This window comes from Marixanthomonas ophiurae (genome assembly GCF_003413745.1).
Lineage (GTDB): Bacteria > Bacteroidota > Bacteroidia > Flavobacteriales > Flavobacteriaceae > Marixanthomonas > Marixanthomonas ophiurae.
In genome coordinates this window covers 1,388,858-1,411,166 of sequence record NZ_QVID01000001.1, presented here as the reverse complement: position 1 = coordinate 1,411,166, position 22,309 = coordinate 1,388,858, and the positions used below count along the sequence as shown (strand labels likewise).

General features: G+C 36.2%; 22 protein-coding genes. 11 read left to right on the top strand and 11 right to left on the bottom strand.

Going from position 1 to position 22,309, the window contains the following annotated elements; genetic code table 11:
• Positions 1-32 precede the first annotated feature (32 nt).
• Together DZ858_RS06415 and DZ858_RS06410 are read left to right on the top strand one after the other, a co-directional pair.
• Positions 33-1,313, top strand: coding sequence for a metal-dependent hydrolase family protein (locus tag DZ858_RS06415; protein ID WP_117158746.1), 1,281 nt, complete (start codon positions 33-35; stop codon positions 1,311-1,313).
• Positions 1,314-1,388: 75 nt separating this feature from the next.
• Positions 1,389-1,580, top strand: coding sequence for a hypothetical protein (locus tag DZ858_RS06410; protein ID WP_117158745.1), 192 nt, complete (start codon positions 1,389-1,391; stop codon positions 1,578-1,580).
• A gap of 77 nt (positions 1,581-1,657) precedes the next feature.
• Here DZ858_RS06410 and porN read toward each other — a convergent pair whose 3' ends face one another.
• The 6 genes from porN to topA all read right to left on the bottom strand — a co-directional run bounded on the left by porN (position 1,658) and on the right by topA (position 10,079).
• Entirely contained in the window at positions 1,658-2,557 is a 900-nt protein-coding gene (gene porN, locus DZ858_RS06405; RefSeq protein WP_117158744.1) for a type IX secretion system ring subunit PorN/GldN, read from the bottom strand.
• Positions 2,558-2,575: 18 nt separating this feature from the next.
• Positions 2,576-4,147, bottom strand: a complete 1,572-nt coding sequence (porM, locus tag DZ858_RS06400) for a type IX secretion system motor protein PorM/GldM (protein WP_117158743.1) — start codon at positions 4,145-4,147, stop codon at positions 2,576-2,578.
• A 45-nt stretch (positions 4,148-4,192) separates the two neighbouring features.
• Positions 4,193-4,837: a type IX secretion system motor protein PorL/GldL gene (porL, locus tag DZ858_RS06395; protein ID WP_117158742.1), complete on the bottom strand. Its 645-nt coding sequence runs from the start codon at positions 4,835-4,837 to the stop codon at positions 4,193-4,195.
• 68 nt (positions 4,838-4,905) lie between these two features.
• The gene (gene porK / locus DZ858_RS06390) at positions 4,906-6,279 is read right to left on the bottom strand and encodes a T9SS ring complex lipoprotein PorK/GldK (protein ID WP_117158741.1); all 1,374 of its coding nucleotides are present in this window, start codon (positions 6,277-6,279) and stop codon (positions 4,906-4,908) included.
• A 114-nt stretch (positions 6,280-6,393) separates the two neighbouring features.
• Positions 6,394-7,557 (bottom strand): formimidoylglutamase, encoded by a 1,164-nt coding sequence (locus tag DZ858_RS06385; protein WP_117158740.1) that lies wholly within the window; start codon positions 7,555-7,557, stop codon positions 6,394-6,396.
• Positions 7,557-10,079, bottom strand: a complete 2,523-nt coding sequence (gene topA / locus DZ858_RS06380) for a type I DNA topoisomerase (RefSeq protein ID WP_117158739.1) — start codon at positions 10,077-10,079, stop codon at positions 7,557-7,559. The genes DZ858_RS06385 and topA overlap by 1 nt, the downstream gene beginning before the upstream one ends.
• A gap of 139 nt (positions 10,080-10,218) precedes the next feature.
• Between topA and DZ858_RS06375 the strand changes: the two genes are divergently transcribed.
• A complete protein-coding gene (locus tag DZ858_RS06375; RefSeq protein ID WP_158548355.1) occupies positions 10,219-10,839 on the top strand; it encodes an inorganic diphosphatase in 621 nt (206 codons plus the stop codon).
• A gap of 9 nt (positions 10,840-10,848) precedes the next feature.
• Here the strand turns inward: DZ858_RS06375 and DZ858_RS06370 are convergent, their stop codons facing one another.
• Positions 10,849-11,616 (bottom strand): hypothetical protein, encoded by a 768-nt coding sequence (locus DZ858_RS06370; protein ID WP_117158737.1) that lies wholly within the window; start codon positions 11,614-11,616, stop codon positions 10,849-10,851.
• Positions 11,617-11,750: 134 nt separating this feature from the next.
• Here DZ858_RS06370 and miaB point away from each other — a divergent pair, with 134 nt between their 5' ends.
• The 8 genes from miaB (at position 11,751) to groL (ending at position 19,404) form a co-directional block, all read left to right on the top strand.
• Positions 11,751-13,199 (top strand): tRNA (N6-isopentenyl adenosine(37)-C2)-methylthiotransferase MiaB, encoded by a 1,449-nt coding sequence (gene miaB / locus DZ858_RS06365; protein WP_117158736.1) that lies wholly within the window; start codon positions 11,751-11,753, stop codon positions 13,197-13,199.
• 3 nt (positions 13,200-13,202) lie between these two features.
• Positions 13,203-14,084 (top strand): hypothetical protein, encoded by an 882-nt coding sequence (locus DZ858_RS06360; protein ID WP_117158735.1) that lies wholly within the window; start codon positions 13,203-13,205, stop codon positions 14,082-14,084.
• Between the two features lie 35 nt (positions 14,085-14,119).
• The gene (locus tag DZ858_RS06355) at positions 14,120-15,412 is read left to right on the top strand and encodes a sigma 54-interacting transcriptional regulator (protein ID WP_117158734.1); all 1,293 of its coding nucleotides are present in this window, start codon (positions 14,120-14,122) and stop codon (positions 15,410-15,412) included.
• Positions 15,413-15,432: 20 nt separating this feature from the next.
• Positions 15,433-15,945 (top strand): LptE family protein, encoded by a 513-nt coding sequence (lptE, locus tag DZ858_RS06350; protein ID WP_117158733.1) that lies wholly within the window; start codon positions 15,433-15,435, stop codon positions 15,943-15,945.
• 4 nt (positions 15,946-15,949) lie between these two features.
• Positions 15,950-16,879, top strand: coding sequence for a hypothetical protein (locus DZ858_RS06345; RefSeq protein WP_117158732.1), 930 nt, complete (start codon positions 15,950-15,952; stop codon positions 16,877-16,879).
• A gap of 1 nt (position 16,880) precedes the next feature.
• Positions 16,881-17,219 carry a preprotein translocase subunit SecG gene (gene secG, locus DZ858_RS06340; protein ID WP_117158731.1) on the top strand — a complete coding sequence of 113 codons (339 nt, stop codon included), beginning with the start codon at positions 16,881-16,883 and terminating at the stop codon, positions 17,217-17,219.
• A 184-nt stretch (positions 17,220-17,403) separates the two neighbouring features.
• Positions 17,404-17,679 carry a co-chaperone GroES gene (locus DZ858_RS06335; protein ID WP_117158730.1) on the top strand — a complete coding sequence of 92 codons (276 nt, stop codon included), beginning with the start codon at positions 17,404-17,406 and terminating at the stop codon, positions 17,677-17,679.
• 87 nt (positions 17,680-17,766) lie between these two features.
• Positions 17,767-19,404 (top strand): chaperonin GroEL, encoded by a 1,638-nt coding sequence (groL, locus tag DZ858_RS06330; RefSeq protein ID WP_117158729.1) that lies wholly within the window; start codon positions 17,767-17,769, stop codon positions 19,402-19,404.
• 410 nt (positions 19,405-19,814) lie between these two features.
• On the opposite strand, the gene DZ858_RS06325 is transcribed toward groL, so the two are convergent.
• The 4 genes from DZ858_RS06325 to xrtF all read right to left on the bottom strand — a co-directional run bounded on the left by DZ858_RS06325 (position 19,815) and on the right by xrtF (position 22,293).
• Positions 19,815-20,654, bottom strand: coding sequence for an NHL repeat-containing protein (locus tag DZ858_RS06325; protein ID WP_117158728.1), 840 nt, complete (start codon positions 20,652-20,654; stop codon positions 19,815-19,817).
• 74 nt (positions 20,655-20,728) lie between these two features.
• Positions 20,729-21,274, bottom strand: a complete 546-nt coding sequence (locus DZ858_RS06320; RefSeq protein ID WP_117158727.1) for a DUF3347 domain-containing protein — start codon at positions 21,272-21,274, stop codon at positions 20,729-20,731.
• Positions 21,275-21,320: 46 nt separating this feature from the next.
• Positions 21,321-21,746 (bottom strand): exosortase F system-associated membrane protein, encoded by a 426-nt coding sequence (locus DZ858_RS06315; RefSeq protein ID WP_117158726.1) that lies wholly within the window; start codon positions 21,744-21,746, stop codon positions 21,321-21,323.
• Positions 21,739-22,293, bottom strand: coding sequence for an exosortase family protein XrtF (gene xrtF / locus DZ858_RS06310; RefSeq protein WP_117158725.1), 555 nt, complete (start codon positions 22,291-22,293; stop codon positions 21,739-21,741). The genes DZ858_RS06315 and xrtF overlap by 8 nt, the downstream gene beginning before the upstream one ends.
• Between the last annotated feature and the right edge of the window lie 16 nt (positions 22,294-22,309).

Below are 22,309 nucleotides of genomic sequence, written 5' to 3'. Positions count from 1 at the left end.
CGTTTTAAATAGATATATAAAAAATACACCTTATGAAAAACTTCTACGTAGTACTTGCAATTCTTTTTATTTCTTTCGGAAGCCTTGCGCAAAAAACGTATTTGCACTGTGGAAAATTAGTTGATGTTAAAAATGGAGAGGTGCTAAATGACAAGACCATCATCATTTCAGGCAGCAAAATTGAAGCCATAAAAAATGGTTTTATAAGCTCTAAAAACAAAAACGATAAAATTATCGATTTAAAAAATAAGACGGTATTACCCGGTTTAATCGATATGCACGTTCATCTAGAGGGCGAAACTAGCCCAAACAACTACTTAAAACCTTTTATTTTAAACGAAGCTGATGTAGCATTCAATGCAGCAGGGTATGCAAACAAAACATTGATGGCCGGGTTTACAACCGTACGCGATCTAGGAGGTAGCGGTGTAAATGTAGCCCTCCGTAATGCCATAAACAATGGTAAAACTGTAGGACCAAGAATATTTACAGCAGAAAAATCATTGGCTACAACCGGTGGTCACGCCGACCCAACAAATGGTCGTAAGCGAAATTTAATGGGTAACCCAGGCCCTAAAGAAGGTGTTGTTAACAGTGTTGAAGATGCTAAAAAAGCAGTGCGTCAACGCTATAAAAATGGAGCTGATTGGATAAAAATTACAGCTACTGGGGGAGTTTTAAGTGTTGCCAAAAACAGCAAAAACCCTCAGTTTACTGAAGAGGAGATTAAAGCCATTGTAACCACTGCAAAAGATTATGACATGCAAGTGGCGGCTCACGCACATGGTGATGAAGGAATGCAACGTGCCATTCGGGCCGGAGTGAAAACCATCGAACATGGAACCTTAATGAGCAGTGAAACCATGGAATTGATGAAACAGAATGATGCCTATTTAGTATCTACAATATCTGCAGGTAAATATGTAGCAGAAAAAGCAAAAGTAGAAGGCTATTACCCGGCTATTATTGTTCCAAAAGCTTTAGAAATTGGATCTCAAATTCAAGATATGTTTGGTAGAGCACATAAAAAAGGAGTTTATATTGCCTTTGGTACCGATGCTGGGGTTTTTCCTCATGGAGAAAACGGAAAAGAGTTTGGTTATATGGTCGAGGCAGGAATGCCTGCCATGAAAGCATTGCAGTCTGCAACCCTTACCAATGCAAAGTTATTGGGCCAAGAAAATAACATAGGACAATTACAATCAGGTTATATAGCAGATATTATAGCTGTAAATGAAGATCCAACCAAAAGCATAAAAACAATGGAAAACACTGTATTTGTTATGAAAGAAGGCATTATATACAAGGATTAACCAAGGTTTAACGAAGTATTTTTGCATAAACCGCTAAGTCTTTGTTTCTTTGTACACTAACTTTAAAACAAAGTGATGAAATTAGTTTCAGTGAAACGAAAAACAAAAAGTGAAAAACGATTTACCGAAAAGATGGGTATGTTCACTGCTAAAGTGGTGTACGTAAAGAAAAGGTTTTTAAATATTCCTTTTAAAACCATACACAAATACCGAGAAACGTATTACGGTAAAGTAAAAGATTGTGAAGACTGTCAAATAACAGCTTAAATCTATATAAAAACAGATAAGTAAAAACCCTCCAAATTGGAGGGTTTTTTATATAACTAATATTTATAGACTGTATTTTAATAGTTCCAAAGATCAATTTCCATATTACGGACTTTCTCTTCAATTCTATCAGACTCCAGTAATTGCATTAAAGCATTATCGTTTATATAATCACGCACACCACGATCTCCTTGCACATTATCTTCTTTATAAATCAAACCTTCAAAACGCCTTGAATTTAATAAGTGATCGTACGAGATTGGTTGTGATGTGTTTTTACGGTTAAAAGCCTTGGCATTATGCAATGCTTCCCTTGCACCAGGAAACCAAACCCAAAACAACTCAACTTTACTGTCTATATTGTCATCTGGAAATGCCTTAGAACGCGCTTCGTTTGCAACTGGACATATACCTAACATACGGTATTTTAATTCACCTTGGCGCTTATCTATGTACCAAAGGCCACGAATACGCCATTCCTCTAAGTCACCAGCGTCTAGTGTAAATTTACGGATGTATTGTTCATCAACTACTCCTTCAGCATTAAATTGCTCAATACCAAGATCTGTAGTATCGCTATACACCAAAGAAGCACCTAAATCATCAAGTGTTCTTTTTTCAGTGAAATAAGAATCAGCATATACATCTTCTATTTCACCATTCTTAATAGCGGTAACTAATACATCGTACAAAGACCTACGATCTGAACCAATGTTATTGGTGTCTATAGGGTAATATAATGGAAAATTTACTCGTTCGTCAAGGTCGATAATTTCCCATACAGCTTTGGACCATAATACATCGCGCTCGTCCACATAACCGTAGGGTAATGGCTCATCATTATCATAGGCAATTTGCGCCTCCGTCTTCTTACCTATATCATCCGGAGTGTCAGCATTTAGTATGTTTACTTGTGCCGAAGCACCAAAGCACACTAAAAGTCCAAAAACCGCCGTCATAACATTTTTATTGTTCATAGTCTTTGTTTTAATATTCTAATTTGTCAACTCAATAAAAACAGGAGCTGTCTTTTTTAACTTAACACTGCTTCCTGAGATACTGGTGTTAATGTCATAAATTTGCACTGCTTCTCCACGTTTTGCTCTACGCAACGCAGCTTTGGCACGTCCGTCTAATTTTTGACCACTTACCGTTACGGTAGGCTGACCAGAAACTTTAAAACTGAAACCTGTAACACGTAGATTAAGATCGAAATCAAAATCTTCAAGAATAGCGCTTATACTAGCTATCTCTAATCCTTGACGTTGCATTCTTACAATTCCGGTTTCTCCTCTTACTGCTCCAATTGGAGCGGGAATTCCTTTAATACGGAACTCTTTAGGAGTACTAATTTTTTGTCCATCAGGCAAAGTTCCACTAGCTGTAATCGTAACCGATGATCCAGTAGTAGGTCGCATTACATATTTACTTCCAGAAACTCTACTTAATCCTGAAGCAGACGCACTTACTTTATTGTCAGGAATACCAGGGATAGAAACCGTCATTGGGTTATCTACACCACGGTACACCACGTTCATTTTATCTGCTGAAATTACTGCTGAATTAGGTTTTGAGATAGTTGAAAAACCTGTTTTTACAGGAACTTCAATTTCTTCACCACCTTCACCATAATACAGAAAACCTTCAATTTTGTGATCTCCTGGGCTTCCAGCATTAATTTTTAAATTTACTTTCCCACCTTCCAGTGAATATTGGTTTTCACTTAAAGGGCTTCCATCAAGTGTTAGTTCTACTCGACTAGGTTTTGTATTAGCATCTGTACGCCCTAACATAATACCTCCGTCAAATTCTTCACCCGAATAATAAGCAGATTTTGAAACATCCATAATAGTAGTATAGTTACTATATGAAAGTGCAGCAGCTTGTTGTCCAGATAGCATTTTCTGAAGTATTTCACTTTGGTTTGTCTTCACATCATTCTGAATAGATGTCATCTTAGTGAGTGAAGCAATTAATGGAAATCCTTCGTAGTGATAATTCAACCAATCTTGGGTACCACCTTCTCTTTTCACTTCGTTGGTACTAAAGTTTTCATTGATGTTCTCTTTTAACTCTTCAACACCTGCAACTTTTTTAGCTACGGCTGTATCAGAAAGCACTTCAATCATTGAAGTACGGTAGTTATTCATTTTATCAACAAACTCTTGTCCTTCTGGTTTCAATTTATCACCAACAAAGAATAGGTTATTGAAATAATCTGCTTTATCCATTACTTCATATTCGGTAGGATCTTCAATTTTCTCAACAGCCCCTGCTTTTAAGCCTTCAAGGTAATTGTCAAATTCTGTTGTAATCGCAGAAATCTCCTTCGCTTTTTCTTCCACTGCAGCATATTGTGCAGGTTCATCGCTAGCCTTTGTTGCCAAGCCATCCATAAAAGCTTGGTTTCGTTGTGATGTATCAACATTTGCAGATTCAATTTTTTCATTTAAAAGTCCGAAAGCCGATAATACTTCCTTGGACATATTTAAAGCCAACATTGCGATGAAAATCAGATACATTAGATTAATCATCTTTTGTCTTGGTCCTAGTTTTCCACTTGCCATTTGTAGTCTTGTTTAAAGATTAATAATTTTAGTTGAAAAACTAGATTAGTTTCTGTTCATTGCTGAAAGCATTCCACCATATACTCCGTTAAGAGAAGAAAGGTTGGTCGCCAAATGTTCCATTTGTTGTTTCAATTGGGTAGCGTTTTCTGCTACTTGCTCGTTTACTTCCGTTTGACGGCTAGTAGATTCTACTTGTACTTTATACAAGCTATTCAACGATTCCATTTGCGCTGCTGCCAACGCCATTTCCTCGCTATACTTTTTTGTTGAACTCATCGCTTCAGCAGTTGGAGCCATTCCTTTGGCGGCACCTTCAAAAGAACGGATACTTGTGCTTAGGCTGTTCATTAATTCTGAATCAATACGGGCGTCTTTTAACATTTCGTCTAATTTTTTAGACAATAGACCTTCTGCATCCTTAGGTTGCTCAGCCTTTTTACCCATAGTTTGGCCTCCTGCTAATTCAGGATATACCAAAGACCAGTCTAAATCATCATCAACAGGCTCAAAAGCCGAAATGGCAAAAATGATTGCTTCGGTAATAAGACCTACTGCTAAAAGCAAGCCTCCAGTTAAAGGTCCTATCTCCCAATGAAGAATTTTAAATAATGCTCCCATAATAACAATAGAAGCTCCAAGGCCATAGGCCGTATTAAACAGTTTTTTGGATGATCTTGACTGTGCCATAATAAAAAGTTTTAGTTTAGTTTAGTTAGTATGATTTAAAGTTTTGTTTGGTTATATAAGACAGGGGCTTATCGTCCGTCGCCAAAGTTATTGTTAAGCGTTACATCGGTACCCATGTAATCTTGAACGGTTCTGAAACCGATATAACTACGGGCAGAATCAGCATATTCGTAATCACGAGTACTTACTTGTAAGAAGTACGCAACATCTTTCCAAGAACCGCCTCGAACCACTTTACGCATATTATCGGGATCGTTTACATTTGGGTTCATAGTAGACGAGTATTCATAAGAAGCAGGATCATAAGAAGATGCAACCCATTCGCTTACGTTACCTGACATATTATATAAGTTATAATCATTAGGCTCATAAGCATCTGCCTCGACAGTATAAAGTGCTTGATCTGCTGCGTAATCCCCACGCAATGGCTTAAAGTTTGCCATAAAACAACCTCTATCGTTTTTAGCATAAGGACCACCCCAAGGGTACGTTGCAGATTCTAAACCACCTCTAGCCGCATATTCCCACTCTGCTTCGCCTGGAAGACGGAACGAGTTTACTTGCTGGCGGTCTCTTGATTTTTGATATGCGTTTTTGTACAAGGTTCTCCATGCGCAAAAAGCTTTTGCCTGTTTCCAACTTACTCCTACCACGGGATAGTCTCCGTATGCCTCGTGCCAAAAGTAATCGTTATGCATAGGCTCATTATAAGAGTAGTTGAAATCTTTAATCCAAACTGTTGTGTCTGGATAAATTTGTATTTCTTCTTTTTTAATAAAATCTTTTCTGTCTTTTCCTTTTGCTTTTGCAGCAGCACCAATATCCATATAGGTATATTGAAATTTTAGCTTATCAACATCTATTGTACGCTGTCCATTATATGCTTCTTCAGCAGGAATGTACATGGTATCCATTACTTCGGAATAAAACTCATCTGGAAATTCTGATGTATCCCAAATTAAATCAATGTCATTATTTATCTTCCTTCCGGCATAGAAATCTTCTCCCATACCGTAGTAATTATCATAATTGTATTGCTCCCACGGGGTCATTTCTTCACTTTCTTGATCTACAAAAGCAAAATCACCAATACCACCATTGCCAGGTGTCTCACCCATTTCATCAGCTAAGATAGCAAGTTTAAGTCGTACTGTAGAGTCACGCACCCATTCAACAAACTGCCGATATTCGGCATTTGTAACTTCAGTTTCGTCCATATAAAAAGAGCGGACGGTAACCGTTTTTGTTGGCGCATCGTTAACGGCCACAAAATCGTCGTCTGCTTTACCCATGATGAAAGATCCACCTGGGATAAGGGTCATCCCGTATGGTTTTTCGGGGTGCCATTTCTTACCTTCTGCCCCTACCAATTCGCCCCGGTCTCCGGAGTTACAACTGTATAGAAAGGCAACAATCGCAGCTAATGCAATAAACTTCTTCATAGGTATCAGGTTAAATTTTCGAGATTTAAGGGCGTAAACCTATTTATAAAATTTTTAAAAAGCAACATATTTCTTAAAAAAACCCTAAACTCTCGTTATTCTTAGTTTGTTAGATTATACTTCATTCTTACGGCGGGCTTTAAACCACCTTTCTGGAATTTCTTGATTCGTTGCACTCAAATAATCGCCATAAGTGCAAGGTAATAACGTTGGTGTTTTTAATTTATTATTAACACCTGAAATAAATGGTAGTTCTATCCACCATCGTCCAGTTTTATTGCTTTTTTTAAAGGTCAGCACCTCATCGTCAATTGGCACTTTATAAGTAGTGTAATTTTTTTCATTATCAAACTCACCTTCTTGTACTCTAAAATTGACTCCTTCAATAAAATACCAAAGTATTTGAGCTACTAACATAGCTCCAGTTTCAGCATTTTTAAAATCTTTCAATTCATAAATACCAAAAGAACTTACTCGGTTGCTTATTCCTGCATATCGCGATATAGCACAAATTTCACGACCATCAAATCCGTTTGGACTGGTTATATTGTTATAACTCATTTCTGCATTCTTTATTGCTGAAATATCTAAAGTAACAATATCGGCATCACGTAATATTGGTTCAACAACCGAAATATCCTGGGTAACTTCACCGAGTCTATAGGCGTCAAAATACAATTTTTCCATTAAAGCAATCTCTTCTGGAGCGTTAAAATATGATTGATATCCTAACAAGCTATAATTAAATAGATTATACGGCTTGTCAATAATTATTTTTCCTACAAAAGATTTATTGTTTATTGGTTTTTCTGCATCACCTAAATCAAATTTAGTATCTACGTTAGCTAAATTGATCATACTTCCGTGTGAATCATAAGCTCTATAATGAGCATATAGCAAATCTTGACTACCTCCAAGAATAAGCGGAATAATATTTCTTTTAAGCAACGCCTCTACTACAGTTTTTACTGCAAAAAAAGTATCCTGAACTGTCTCACCTTTATTAATATTACCAATATCGATGATATCGTGTGACCAATTTCCAGGGTATAATGAGTAAAAAGCTTTTCTAAAATCGTCTAAAGAAATTGTTTCCCCAATATAATTTACGTCATTCCTATTTTCAAGAATTCCTAAAATAGCGAATTTTACATTTTTTAAATCAGGAAGTTCACCTGTATTAGTATGTGTTTCAATTTTTTTACCTAAAACACCTTCCGGTAAAACTTCTTTATGGGCGATTACTTTTTTTGAAACCGGCGAGAGAAATTCTATCATTATTTTTTCTTAGCTGTCGTTTTCTTCTTAGTTGATTTTTTCTTGGTTGCCTTTTTCTTGGCTTTCTTTTTAGGCCCCTTTTTCTCTAAAATATCTTTAGCCTCATCAAGTGTTATTTTATCTGCCTTTGTAGTTTTTGGCAACTCAACTTTAGTTTTACCCTTTATTAAATTGAAACGTCCCCATCGTGCTTTTTCTAAACGAATACCTTCATCTGGCCATTCGTTTATAAGTTTATCGATTTCTTTCTGCTTTTTTGTTTCAATCAATTCAATGATATCTTCTTCGGAAAGATTATCGAAATCATACTTCTTGTTTACGTTAATAAACATATTGTTCCATTTAATAAACGGACCAAAGCGACCTACTCCTTTTTGTACAGGTAAATCTTCATATTCATATATTGGAGCATCGGCTTTTTTCTTTTCTTCAATTAGTTCTTTGGCTTTTTCCATATCTACATCTAAAGGATCTAAGCCTTTTGGTAATGAAATGAATTTTTTACCCCATCGCACATACGGTCCATAACGGCCGTTGTTAGTTTGTACCTCTTCCCCATCGTAAACACCTAAGTCTTTTGGAAGTTTAAATAAATCTAACACTTCTTCAAGGGTCACTAAGTGCAACTGTTGGTCTGGACGTAAACTTGCAAATTGCTTTTCTTCATCGTCTGGTGCTCCAATTTGAGCCATCGGACCGTATTTTCCTAATCGAACCAAAATGGTTCTTCCAGTTTCAGGGTGTTCACCCAAAATGCGTTCCCCACTTTCGCGCTCGGCGTTTTCTTGCACATCTTCTACGTGCGGATGGAATTTTTTATAAAAATCCTGAAGCATTTCTTTCCACTGCTCTTTTCCTTCGGCAATGTCATCAAAGTCTTCTTCTACTTTAGCCGTAAAATTGTAATCAAGAATATTTCCGAAGTGCTCTACTAAGAAATCATTTACAATCATTCCAATATCGGTCGGGACCAATTTTCCTTTATCGCTCCCAACGGTTTCTGTCAACGTTTTATCTTTAACAGCATCTTTTGCAAGCGTTAACTGAATATACTTTCGCTCCACACCTTCAACGGTTCCTTTCTCCACATAGTTTCGACTTATAATAGTCGAAATTGTTGGCGCATAAGTTGACGGACGGCCAATACCTAACTCTTCTAATCGTTTTACCAAAGAAGCTTCCGTGAATCGATACGGTGGTCTTGTAAAACGCTCGGTTGCTGTAATAAACTTATTATCTAAGTCATCACCTTTAGTAAGTTTAGGCAACATACCGTCTTTTTCTTCATCTTCGGTATCAGTACCTTCTAAGTACACTTTAAGGAACCCGTCAAATTTTATCATTTCACCATTAGCAGTGAATTGTTCTGACACCTTTTCTTTCCCCAGCACATCAATTTTTACATTAGTGCGTTCTAATTGTGCATCGCTCATTTGCGAAGCGATGGTACGTTTCCAAATTAAATCGTACAACCGTTCTTGATCACGATCTCCTTGAATACCATGTTTTGCCATTTCAGTAGGGCGAATGGCCTCGTGCGCCTCTTGCGCTCCTTTAGATTTTCCTTTATAGTTTCTTGGCTGGCTGTATTTATCACCATAAGCAGAACCAATTTCCTTTTCGGCTGCTTTTTTAGCATCGTTTGAGAGGTTGACGCTATCGGTACGCATATAGGTAATTAAACCAGCTTCGTACAACCGTTGTGCAATGGTCATTGTTTTTCCAACTGAAAAATATAACTTTCTTGCTGCTTCCTGCTGAAGCGTTGATGTTGTAAATGGTGGTGCAGGTGATTTTTTAGCTGGCTTTTTAGTAAGGTCGGCTATTTTATAATTTGCACCTACATTTTTCTGAAGAAACTCTCTAGCCGCTTTTTCGGTTTCAAAGTTTTTCGGAATTTTTGCTTTAAATGTGCTGCCGTCTTCGGTTTTAAATTCGGCATCCACTCGATACGAAGCAACTGGGCTAAACACTTCAATATCACGTTCGCGCTCTACAATTAATCGTACGGCAACACTTTGTACCCGTCCCGCGGAAAGACCTCCTTTTACTTTTCGCCATAAAACCGGCGAAAGTTCATATCCTACCAAGCGGTCCAAAATTCGACGTGCTTGCTGGGCATTTACAAGATTATAATCTATTTTTCGAGGGTTTTCAATCGCTTTTAATATGGCCGTTTTAGTGATCTCATGAAAAACAATTCGTTTCGTTTTTTCATCTTTCAAGTCTAGCTCTTCGGCTAAATGCCACGCTATCGCCTCTCCTTCTCGGTCCTCATCACTCGCTAGCCAAACCATCTCTGCTTTGCCTGCCAGTTTCTTTAAATCTTTTACCAAGCTCTTTTTATCGCTCGGTACTATATATTTAGGAGTAAAATCTCCCTCGGTATCAACACCTATCTCTTTTGACGGCAGATCTGCAATGTGCCCAAAACTGGAAGTAACCTTGAAATCTTTTCCTAAAAATTTTTCAATGGTTTTAGCCTTCGCGGGCGACTCTACTATCACTAAATTCTTTGCCATATACATTTTTGTTTGGGTTACAAAAGTATGTGATTTTTTTTACTCCATTGTTTACCTTTTAAAATTTAGGCTTCCATTAACACGGTATAAGCCAAAAAATCAAGAGATTACAGGTGTTAATTTTAATACTATCTGCCACATGATTCAATTTTACAAGCACCGAAAGTATCTAGTTTTAAGGCTTATATTAATAGGAACAGTTTTCTTTTTATTTCAAAGTTGCCAGTCATTGGCAGACGTTCCTACCTTTTCAAACAACAATACAATTCATGTCGTGATTGAAATACCTGCTGGAACCAACGCTAAAATTGAATATAATAAAGAACTAAAAAAATTAAAAGTCGATCAAAGGGACGGGAAAGACCGAATAATCGAATACCTACCCTATCCTGGTAATTACGGCTTTATTCCATCCACGTATTCAGATTCTTCAAAGGGTGGCGACGGAGACCCGCTAGATGCGCTGGTTATTTCCTCAAGCTTACTTTCCGGTTCAGTGGTGGAAACCATTCCGATTGGAGTATTGAAAATACTAGATAATGGAGAGCAAGATTATAAGGTAATCTGTATTCCTTCAGAAAAAAGGCTGCAAACTGTCCCCGCCAGTACATTTACTGAATTTACAGAAAAATATCCCAACGCGCTTAAAATAATTGAACTTTGGTTTTCAAATTACGACACGGTTGACACTGTAACCATTGAAGGCTGGGGTGATGAAAAAGAAGCGCTTGCCGAAATAAAGAAAGTTTTGAAACAATAGTCTTCTTAGTTATATAGTTGCTGTTTCCGAAGGTAATGGATTACCTTCAAACCCTATTGCATCTTTATAGACATAATACATAGGCAGGTGCACAAAGGAAGCAGTTACAAATATTCCTATAAAGCAAAGGAGTATCCCTACTTGTGCAATTAAACCTGAAATAATTATCAATCCGAAAATGATAAGCCAGAATTTATTACCCAGTTTAAAGCTAGCTTTAATTATTTCTGAAACAGACAATTCTGGGTTAAAAGCAAAAATAACAATTAGCAACTGCAAAGGCACCATCACGTAAAACAGAGGTAGATAACATAGCAGCGTAGCTAAAACGGCAACTCCCATAGCTGCCAAAGACAAGACAAATAGTTTACTGAAATTACCTTTCAAAAAAACAAAATAGCCGCCTATATCCATTGGTTTACCTGTATCGGCTTTTTGTATCACTTTATAAAGATGGGCAGAAATGCCATAATTGAACACTTGCGCAATAAAAATCAAGACAAACAACAAAAGAAAATAACCTATAATAACGGGTACAGAATATTCAACAAAAGGATTGAACTCTTGACCGTAGGACATTTGACTTTCTTTTATCATCATAGGAACTAACGGCACATAAGCCAAAATCATGACCGGAATAGATATAGCGAGTGCAATTAAAATATGCACAGTACCCTCAATCCATACTTTTTTAAACAGGTTGAAGCTTTTTGATAATATATTACCAAAGTCTGGTTTAGCAGCTTGTTCAATTTTTTGAAATATAGGATGTTCCATTTATTAGTTAGTTTAGTAATTTAGACTGTAAATTTATAAAAAAGAAATCTGCCATTTTGGCACGAACAGGTTTTTAATTGTATCTTTGCAATCCAATTGTTTCTTACAACAATTCATATTATTTAGATTGAACTATGGAAGAGAAAATCATTGATGAAAACATACAAGGCGACGCGTTAGTACTAGAACCTAAAAAAGAAAACGCTCGTAAACTTTATATTGAAAGCTATGGCTGCCAAATGAACTTTAGCGATAGTGAGATTGTAGCTTCTATTCTTGCCAAAGAAGGATTCAACACCACACAAAAGCTGGAAGAAGCCGACTTAGTGTTGGTAAATACGTGTTCCATTCGGGATAAAGCCGAACAGACCGTTAGAAAACGCCTTGAAAAATACAACGCTGTAAAACGCGAGAATCCGAAAATGAAAGTAGGTGTATTAGGTTGTATGGCCGAACGCTTAAAAAGTAAATTTCTGGAAGAAGAAAAAATCGTGGATATGGTTGTAGGTCCCGATGCTTACAAAGACCTTCCCAATTTAATTGAAGAAGTAGAGGCCGGTCGTGATGCAGTAAATGTAGTTTTAAGTAAAGAGGAAACCTATGGCGATGTTTCGCCTGTACGTTTGGGCAGTAATGGGGTAACTGCTTTAGTAAGCATTACTAGAGGTTGTGATAATATGTGCACATTTTGTGTGGTTCCTTTTACAAGAGGTCGCGAACGTAGCCGGAATCCACAAAGTATTCTAAAAGAAGTAAACGATTTAGCCGAAAAAGGTTACAAAGAAATTACACTTTTAGGACAAAACGTAGACAGCTATTTATGGTACGGCGGCGGATTGAAAAAAGATTTTAAAAATGCTTCGGAAATGCAAAAAGCAACAGCCACTAACTTTGCAGGGTTATTAGAGTTGGTTGCAACGGCTCAGCCTAAAATGCGCGTGCGATTTTCAACTAGCAATCCGCAAGATATGACCGAAGATGTTTTACACAGTATGGTAAAACATAAAAATATCTGCAACCACATTCACCTTCCTGTACAAAGTGGCAGCAACCGTATTTTAAAAGAAATGAATCGCCTGCACACACGCGAAGAGTATTTTGAGTTAATAAATACCATTCGTAAAGTTATTCCAGATTGTTATATTTCGCAAGATATGATAATCGGTTTCCCTACAGAAACGGAACAAGATCATCAGGATACGTTAACTTTAATGGAAAACGTAAAATATGGTTTTGGTTATATGTATAAATATTCCGAACGTCCAGGTACAATGGCTGCTCGTAAATTTGAAGACGATGTCCCAGAAGAAACAAAAAAGCTTAGGTTGACTGAAATTGTAGCCCTACAGCAACAACACAGTGCCTATCGCACCAAACAATTTTTAGGTAAAACGGTAGAAGTATTGATTGAAAAAGAGTCTAAAAAGAGTGATCGCGAATGGAGCGGGCGTACACAGCATAATACGGTAGCGGTTTTCCCGAAAGAACACTATAAAGTAGGTGATTTTGTGAATGTAAAAATTAACGATTGCACTACAGCTACCCTAATTGGGGAAGCAGTTGGGTATTCAGAAAATAATTAAATTATGAAACATTTTATATTTCTATTTACAGCAAGTTTATTCTTATTGGCGTGCTCCAGTGACGATGAAAACCCAGAACCTGAAGAGCAAAATGTAGAATTCAAGATTAAAAAGTATACTGAGATAATATTCGACGGAAACGGCACTCCAAACGGGAATATGATTGAATATTTTTTTGACGAAAACGGAAAAAAAACTAAAGACCATATAATAGATGTTTTTGGTGATAAAACTTGGGAATATACCTATAACGATCTGGGAGAAGTAACAAAAAAGTCCCGAAAGTACTTAAACCAACCTATTGATATTGTTGAAAGTTATTTTTATAATTCTGAAAATAAACTTCAAAAAATATACATAGATGAAAATAATGACGGAGTGGTTGAAGATTCGATAAAATTCACATATCAAACCAACCAAATTACTGCACAATGGTATACTCCTGGTCAGGAAAAAAAAGAATTTCATTTCAATAATAATAGAGTTTTAACCTCAACAAAATATATCGCTGACCTTGGAATTGTAAGAGATGAGCTTATAATTCACGATGATGCTTCAAATATTTCCGAAATAAAGCAATCCACAGCATATTTCAAAAGTAAAAAAAACTATGAGTATGAATATGACGGGAAAACCAATCCTTTTTATAACGAGTTTCACAACTTTTACTTTAATATAGTTAAAAGAGATGGTGGATTATTATCAAGTCATTCATTATTCTTTTCACCCAATAACGTTACAAAAACAATACTTATAAGCAGCGACCCTTCAGAAAACTATATAATTACTAGCTCTTATGACTATAACAACGCTAGTTATCCCGTGAATTCCGAGACAGAATTAAACGGTGTTTTGCAAACCCAAGGGAGCTACGAATATTACTAAATTAAAATAGATTCCCGTTTTTATGGGAAGGAGATATGGAAAGTATACAAGCAACTAAACAACGGTTCGGAATTATTGGGGATGACCCAAAATTAAATCGTGCGATAGAAAAAGCCATTCAGGTTGCCCCGACCGATATTTCGGTATTGGTAACCGGTGAAAGTGGTGTGGGTAAAGAGAGTATTCCAAAAATAATCCACGCGCTTTCGCATAGGAAACATGGAAAATACATAGCAGTAAACTGTGGTGCTATCCCTGAAGGAACGATAGACAGCGAATTATTTGGTCACGAAAAGGGAGCCTTTACGGGAGCCACAGCAACTCGTAACGGTTATTTTGAAGTAGCTGATGGAGGTACTATTTTCTTAGATGAAGTAGGCGAACTACCTCTACCTACTCAAGTGCGCTTATTAAGAGTATTGGAAAATGGTGAGTTTTTAAAAGTAGGCTCTTCAAAAATACAAAAGACCGATGTGCGTATTGTAGCCGCCACCAATGTAAAAATGGTTGAAGCCATTCAAAAAGAAAAATTCAGGGAAGATTTGTACTATCGTTTAAGTACGGTAGAAATCAATATTCCGCCACTGCGCGAACGTAAAGAAGACATTCATTTATTGTTTAGAAAATTTGCGTCAGATTTTGCTCAAAAATATAAAATGCCAACAGTACGATTAGATGACGATGCCGTAGGGTTGCTTTTAAAATACAGATGGGGTGGAAACATTAGACAACTTCGAAATATCGCCGAGCAAATTTCAGTATTAGAACAAGAACGTTCCATCTCACACGAGACACTAAAGAACTACTTACCCGATGTGGGCAGTAATTTACCTGCCGTCATTAATAATAAAAAACAGGAAAGTAGCTTTAGTAACGAACGAGAAATACTGTATAAGGTTTTGTTCGATATGCAACGTGACGTCAACGATTTAAAAAAGTTAACGTTAGAATTAATGAAGAGTGGGAATGCTAGTAAAGTTAAGGAAGAGAATTCATCACTAATCAATAAAATTTATGATGAAGACAACAACCACGAAGAACATTTGGCTTCCATTGTTGAAGATGAAGATGAAGACGCTTCAGATATAGAAGTATTGGGGATCCCCTCAAAAGCTTCAGAAAATGATTCCGAAGAAAGCAAGCGAAGTGATAAGTATGATTTTGCTGAAGAAATTCAAGAAGAAGAAAGCCTTTCCCTTCAAGATAAAGAGCTGGAACTCATTAAAAAATCCTTGGACAAATACGGTGGAAAACGAAAAGACGCCGCTGAAGAGTTAGGAATTTCAGAACGTACACTTTATAGGAAGATTAAGCAGTATAATTTATAATTAAAGCAGCCATTTTTAGTATGAAAAAATTGAAACAACTTTTATTAATTAGTGTGGTTGCGGTCTTGCTGCAAGGTTGCAGTGCGTATTCGTTTACTGGCGCCGATATTGATTATTCACAAACCAAAACTTTTCAAGTAAATTTATTTCAAAATAACGCACCTATTGTTGAACCAGGAATAGCTCGCGATTTCACTATTCAACTACAAGATTTATTATTAAACCAAACAAGTCTAGACTTGGTTAACAACAACGGCGATTTGGCTTATGAAGGCGAAATTGTAGAATATTACATCGCTCCCATTACAGCAACTTCGCAAAGTACAGCAGCGCAAAACCGATTAACTGTTGCCGTTAATGTTCGCTTTTATAATTCTGATGACGAAGAAAAAGATTTTGAGCAACGATTCTCTTTTTACTTTGACTATGATGGTGCCGCTCAATTAACAGGCTCAGCCTTAGACGATGCCCTCAATGTAATTTTTGAACGCATCACCCAAGATATTTTTAATAAATCGCTCGCAAACTGGTAATATTTTGAACACAAAAAACTATACCGATTTACTTTCAAAACCTCAGCATTTAGATAAAGAGGCTATGGAACAATTAGATATGGTAATCAAAAAATACCCCTATTTCCAAAGTGCTCGGGCTTTACAACTAAAAGCACTTAAAAGTCAGAATAGTTTTTTATACAACGATGCTTTAAAGGTTACGGCCGCTTATACGACAAATCGCGATATCTTGTTTGAATTTATTACTTCGGAAACATTCGCTCAAAATGAAATTTCTCAGTTAATCCAACAACATGATTCTTCTGTAAGTGAAATTGACGTAGTTTCAGAGAACATTTCAGAACAAACAGCTATTGAATTGGACAACCAGATGAAAGCCGAAATGAAAAAGGCCGAAGCTATTTTAAATCCAGACCTTTTTGAACGGAAACAGGGATCTGTAGAACAATTAGCTAGTTCAACCTCAGAACGAAAAAAAATAGAATCAAAAAACGAGAAAACCGAAGCAGAAGAAACCTTAGAAATAGACAAACCTCTCGATTTTACCAAAAAGGACACACATTCTTTTAGTGAGTGGTTAAAATTGACGAAAGCGAACCCAATTGATAGGTCTAAAACTGAAGAAAGAAAAGATGCTTTTTCAGAAGAAATTAATCAAGAAAGTCGTTCTTCAGATCAAGAGCGTAAGTTTAAAATGATTGAAAAATTTATTCAGGATAAACCAAAAATTAAACCTGCCGAACAACAAACAACTAAAGCAAACCTAGCAAAGCCCTACACCCAGACGCCAGACGCTTTAATGACGGAGACCTTAGCAAAAGTTTATTTGCAACAAAAAAACTATAAAAAAGCCATACAAGCATATAAAATATTAATTTTGAAAAATCCCGAAAAAAGTGGTTTCTTTGCAGACCAAATTCGTGCAATCGAAAAAATAATAGATACACAATAATATGAGTACGTTTACAATATTCTTAGTTTTAATAATTTTTGTCGCCTTTTTATTGGTGGTAGTAGTAATGGTACAAAACCCTAAAGGAGGCGGATTATCCTCTACCTTTGGCGGTGGCGGTGGCCAGCAAATGGGAGGTGTTAAAAAAACAACCGACTTTTTAGATAAAAGTACATGGACATTAGCCATTGTATTGCTAGCCTTAATCCTTTTGAGTAACATCCCAATTATGGGTGGAAGTGGTGCCGTACCAACCGATACATTTGGTGATGAGACCATTGAAACACCAATGTTAGATCCTACTACAACAGATACAGATACTACAGGTCAAGGAAACTAAAAGCGTTTCTTTTTAAATCATTGATTGAAAATGCCAGCTTGTGACAAGCTGGCATTTTTTGTTTCAATGTGTCAGTTTAAATGCAGTGGCATAGTTTCTGCCTATTAGCAATAACAACATTTAAACTTAAGTTTAACAAATAAGATTTCCACTTTTGTGGGAAATATAAAATTAAAATTTTATTATGGCAGTAAAAATTCAACCCCTTTCAGACCGTGTTTTGGTAGAGCCACAAGAGGCAGAAACTAAAACTTCAAGCGGTATTATCATTCCAGACTCTGCAAAAGAAAAACCACAAAGAGGTACCGTAATAGCAGTTGGTAATGGCAAAAAAGACCACGAAATGACTGTAAAAAAAGGCGATACCGTACTTTACGGAAAGTACTCTGGTACTGATTTAAAGTATGAAGGAAAAGATTATCTTATTATGCGTGAGGATGATATTCTTGCAATTATTTAAAGGTTTTTTCTCAAAAAAATAGAATATATAAGTTTAATAATACAAGGCTTCTTTATTTTGGAAGCTTAAAAATTAAAGATTTTTAAAATGGCAAAAGATATAAAATTTGATGTAGAAGCACGCGACGCGATTAAGCGCGGTGTAGATGCATTAGCAAACGCAGTAAAAGTAACATTGGGACCAAGAGGTCGTAATGTAATTATTAGCAAATCATTTGGTGCACCACAAGTAACCAAGGATGGTGTTACCGTAGCAAAAGAAATTGAACTAGAGGACGCTCTTGAAAATATGGGCGCTCAAATGGTAAAAGAAGTAGCTTCGAAAACTAACGATTTAGCTGGTGACGGTACAACAACCGCAACTGTTTTGGCGCAGGCTATCGTTAAGGAAGGACTTAAAAACGTTGCTGCGGGTGCTAATCCAATGGAACTTAAAAAAGGTATCGACAAAGCTGTGGAAGCAATTGTTGCTGACCTTGAAAAACAAACCACTAAAGTTGGTAATTCTTCAGATAAAATAAAGCAAGTTGCATCTATTTCGGCTAACAACGATGAGCAAATTGGTGACTTAATCGCCAAAGCTTTCGGTAAAGTTGGTAAAGAAGGTGTGATCACTGTAGAAGAAGCTAAAGGAACTGAAACATACGTTGATGTAGTTGAAGGTATGCAGTTTGATCGTGGTTTCTTGTCACCTTACTTTGTAACAGACAGTGAAAAAATGCAAACGGAGTTGGAAAACCCAATGATTCTTCTTTTTGATAAGAAAATCACAAACATGAAGGATCTTCTTCCTGTATTAGAACCAGTTGCACAACAAGGAAAGCCACTATTGATTATTGCTGAAGATGTAGAAGGTGAAGCACTGGCTACATTAGTAGTAAACAAATTGCGCGGAAGCCTTAAAATCGCTGCCGTAAAAGCACCAGGATTTGGAGACCGCAGAAAAGCAATGTTAGAAGACATAGCAATCTTAACTGGAGGAACGGTAATTAGCGAAGAACGTGGTTTCACACTTGAAAACGCTACAGTTGATATGTTAGGTTCTGCTGAGAACGTAACAATCGATAAAGACAACACTACAATTGTAAATGGCGCTGGAAACAAAAGCGACATAAAAGCAAGAGTTGGTCAAATAAAAGCTCAGATTGAAACCACAACAAGCGACTACGACAAAGAAAAGTTACAAGAACGTTTAGCTAAATTAGCTGGCGGTGTAGCTGTATTGTATGTAGGTGCTGCTTCTGAAGTGGAGATGAAAGAGAAAAAAGACCGCGTAGATGATGCACTTCACGCAACCCGTGCGGCTGTGGAAGAAGGCATTGTTGCTGGTGGTGGTGTAGCGTTTGTTCGTGCACTTAAAAAACTTGAAAAATTGACTACAGATACATTAGATGAGTCTACTGGTATTCAGATAGTATCAAAAGCTATTGAAGCTCCATTACGTACTATTGTTGAAAATGCTGGAGGCGAAGGTTCTGTAGTTATTAACAAAGTGCTGGAAGGAAAGAAAAACTTTGGGTACGATGCTAAAAGCGAAGCGTATGTAGATATGTTAAAAGCAGGGATTATTGATCCTAAGAAAGTAACACGTATCGCATTAGAGAACGCAGCTTCTGTAGCTGGTATGATATTAACTACTGAATGTGCTTTAGTCGACATTAAAGAAGACAATGATGGCGGTGGCGGAATGCCCCCAATGGGTGGCGGAATGCCAGGCATGATGTAATGGCGAATCGCCATAGATAAAGTCATTTATTAGAAAGGCCTTCAGTTTTAACTGAAGGCCTTTCTCTTTCCTCTATATTCTATACTCTTTAATCCTTTTTTACTTCTTCTTAAAAATATAAAAACCACCTTTTTTAAGGGTGATCTTTCCTCATTAAGTTTTAATATAAAGGTTTATACGAAATAAACCAGCCACAAATTACTTCTTCTTAGCAGCAGTCTGTGGAGCCTTTTTAGCCTGTTTAGGCTGTGCCTTTGCAGGCATTGGCTTACTGTTTGACTTTTGTTGTCCCATAGTATTCTAATTTAAGAACATAGTAAATGTACGTCAGAAAACGATTCGTGATACTTCGTTAGCTAAAATTTAACTAAAGATTTTTGTAGTATTTTTCTAGTAAAAAAAGCAATGAATTATTTTTCTACTGAAGAGTTTCCCTTTTCATAGATAACCAAACTACTTGCCAAGTAATTCAGTATATAGAGGTTCTCGTTTCTGAGATATACATCTGAAGGACTTTTTATATCTTTTGAAAGTTCTTGAAGCAATTTTCCCTCGTGATTATAAATTAAAACTCTATCGTTTTCAAAATCGGTTACAAACAGTTCTTTTTCTGAAACAAAAAGTCCCATTGCCACATTGATATTTTCTTTCTCCCCAATTGTGCTAAGTAGCTTTCCTTTTTTATCGTAAATCTGCACCCTATTATTATACCCATCAGCAACCCAGATGCTGTCTTTTGTGATCTGCACATCAGTTGGTTGGTTTAATGCCTTGTTTTCAGTAGCATGTTCTCCTATATGAATCCAGTTTTTACCGTCACTCGTAAAAAGCACTTGATTCCCTTTAAAATATGAAACTGCCATTTGGTTTTCAAATATTGCAACAGCAGAAGGACCAGCAAGTGAATCACCCACAGGTATAATAGATTGATCTGCTCCTGAGGTTATTTTAACACGGTTTGCATTAAATTCCGGAACAAATAAGTACTTTCCATCTGTGGCGATATGCATTGGGCGGCTAAAAGAATCTAAAATACGAACTGATTCGTTTTTTTCAGCAATGGAAACAATGCGGTTACCAACCCCATCACTTACCCACAGTGTATTGCTTATCTCTGCAATTCCCAAGGGGCTAACTCCTTCCAACTGTACAGTTTTTAGGGGTTGCCAATTTACTTTATTTTCTTTTTTGGGGTTTGAGCACGCTATTAAACTAATTGTAAAAAGTAGCGTTACACCTATTTTTTTCATATTTAATTTTTCTGAAAAGTTTGGAATTTTTTTCAGGATGTGTACCCTAAAATTACAAGTATTACTAAAATTCTTTATTGTATTTCCGCATCAACACGTCCACATTTTAGCATTTTATCACCAAAATAAGGATTCATAATATCTTTGCTTTCACTTAGCCAAAATGCCCCTTTATTATTAAAAGCCATTGGGCAATACTGTTTATAAATTGTTCCCGAAGATAGAGCATCCTCCATCATCTTTTCAACTTCAGTAGTAACAGCAACAAAAGCGGTACGTTGCTCTTTAATGTCATTGCTTTCTACAATATTTTGGGCAGCTTGCAAAGCTACGTTATCCACTCCCACATTGGCAAAAGAAGTCATTAAATTAGAAGCTTCTTGAGATGCTTTTTCTGCATTTGTATTAACTAATGCTGTTTTTAATTTTACGTATTGTTTAAATACGCCTGCTGTTTTTTCATCTTTAAACTCAGCATCGGTTTTAGCAGCTACATAGGTTTTGCTTTCAGCTTTTGTATCGACTGTTTTAATTTCTGGTTCGGTTTTTTTCTTGTTATCTGCACAAGAGACTAAAGTGATTACCACTAATAAAACGGATAGGAATATGTGTTTTTTCATAACTATTTTCTTCAAAATTTATTTTTTTCAAAGATACAAAATTGCTTTATGCTTTTTTCTGAAAATAGAATGCAGGTAAAAAAATCAATAAGAACAATGGTTGAATTAAAAAGCGACGTACATAAAAAAGGGTTAAATAGTTCCCTTCTTCATAGTTAAATAAAAGTAGTAAGTAAACAATTAAAAGGAGAAGAAACAAAATGAGGTACAGAATAATCGATAGTTTTAAAATATCCTTTTTTTCAAAAACCAACCAAATTATTACTAATGAAAAAAGGGTGTTTAATACATATCTAAATCCTATACTTACTAATAATTTAAAAGTATCGAAATCCGGAAGAGTTTGATTGGCATAATCTGATTTAAAAAAATGAATAAGAGGATCGTAAAAAATATTTTCTTCAAAAAAGCGCACACCTACCAATGCAAATATTGCAATCAATATAAATAGTATGGTTGCTTTTTTATTCATTAGTATTTCTAGATTTTACTTTAAGGTTACGCACCCAAAACAACCATAATAGAAAAACCATTCCGTAAATAATTGCCGGAAAAACAATTTGGTGTAGAAAATCAGTGTATTCTGGATAATGATATAAGGCAATGGTTAATAATGCTATCCGCAAAATATTTACTGCATAAATTAAAGCTATACCTGCAAAAATAAACAACAGTGTTTTCTTAAACTTTTGTGTAAATGAAATAATGAAAGCCACAAATAATATTATAATACTTATCGCATTACATCCCTCTACAACACGAGCCAAAAAAACATCATTAATATACAATCCCATAAAAGGACCTGTAGGTTCTGGCTTAACAACTCCATTATAGCCAAAAGCTTGTATTACGGCATTGCTCTGTTTCGCTACCAAATTGGTGAAAAAATCAGGATAATAGACCCCGTGTTCAGCGTACTTTAAATACAGTGTGTACAAGAAGGTTAAAAGCAGATACGTACCCAAAAACAAGAGTATAAACTGGATAACGGCTTTATATTTTACAAATAATTTTTTCAAAAACAAATATAAATTT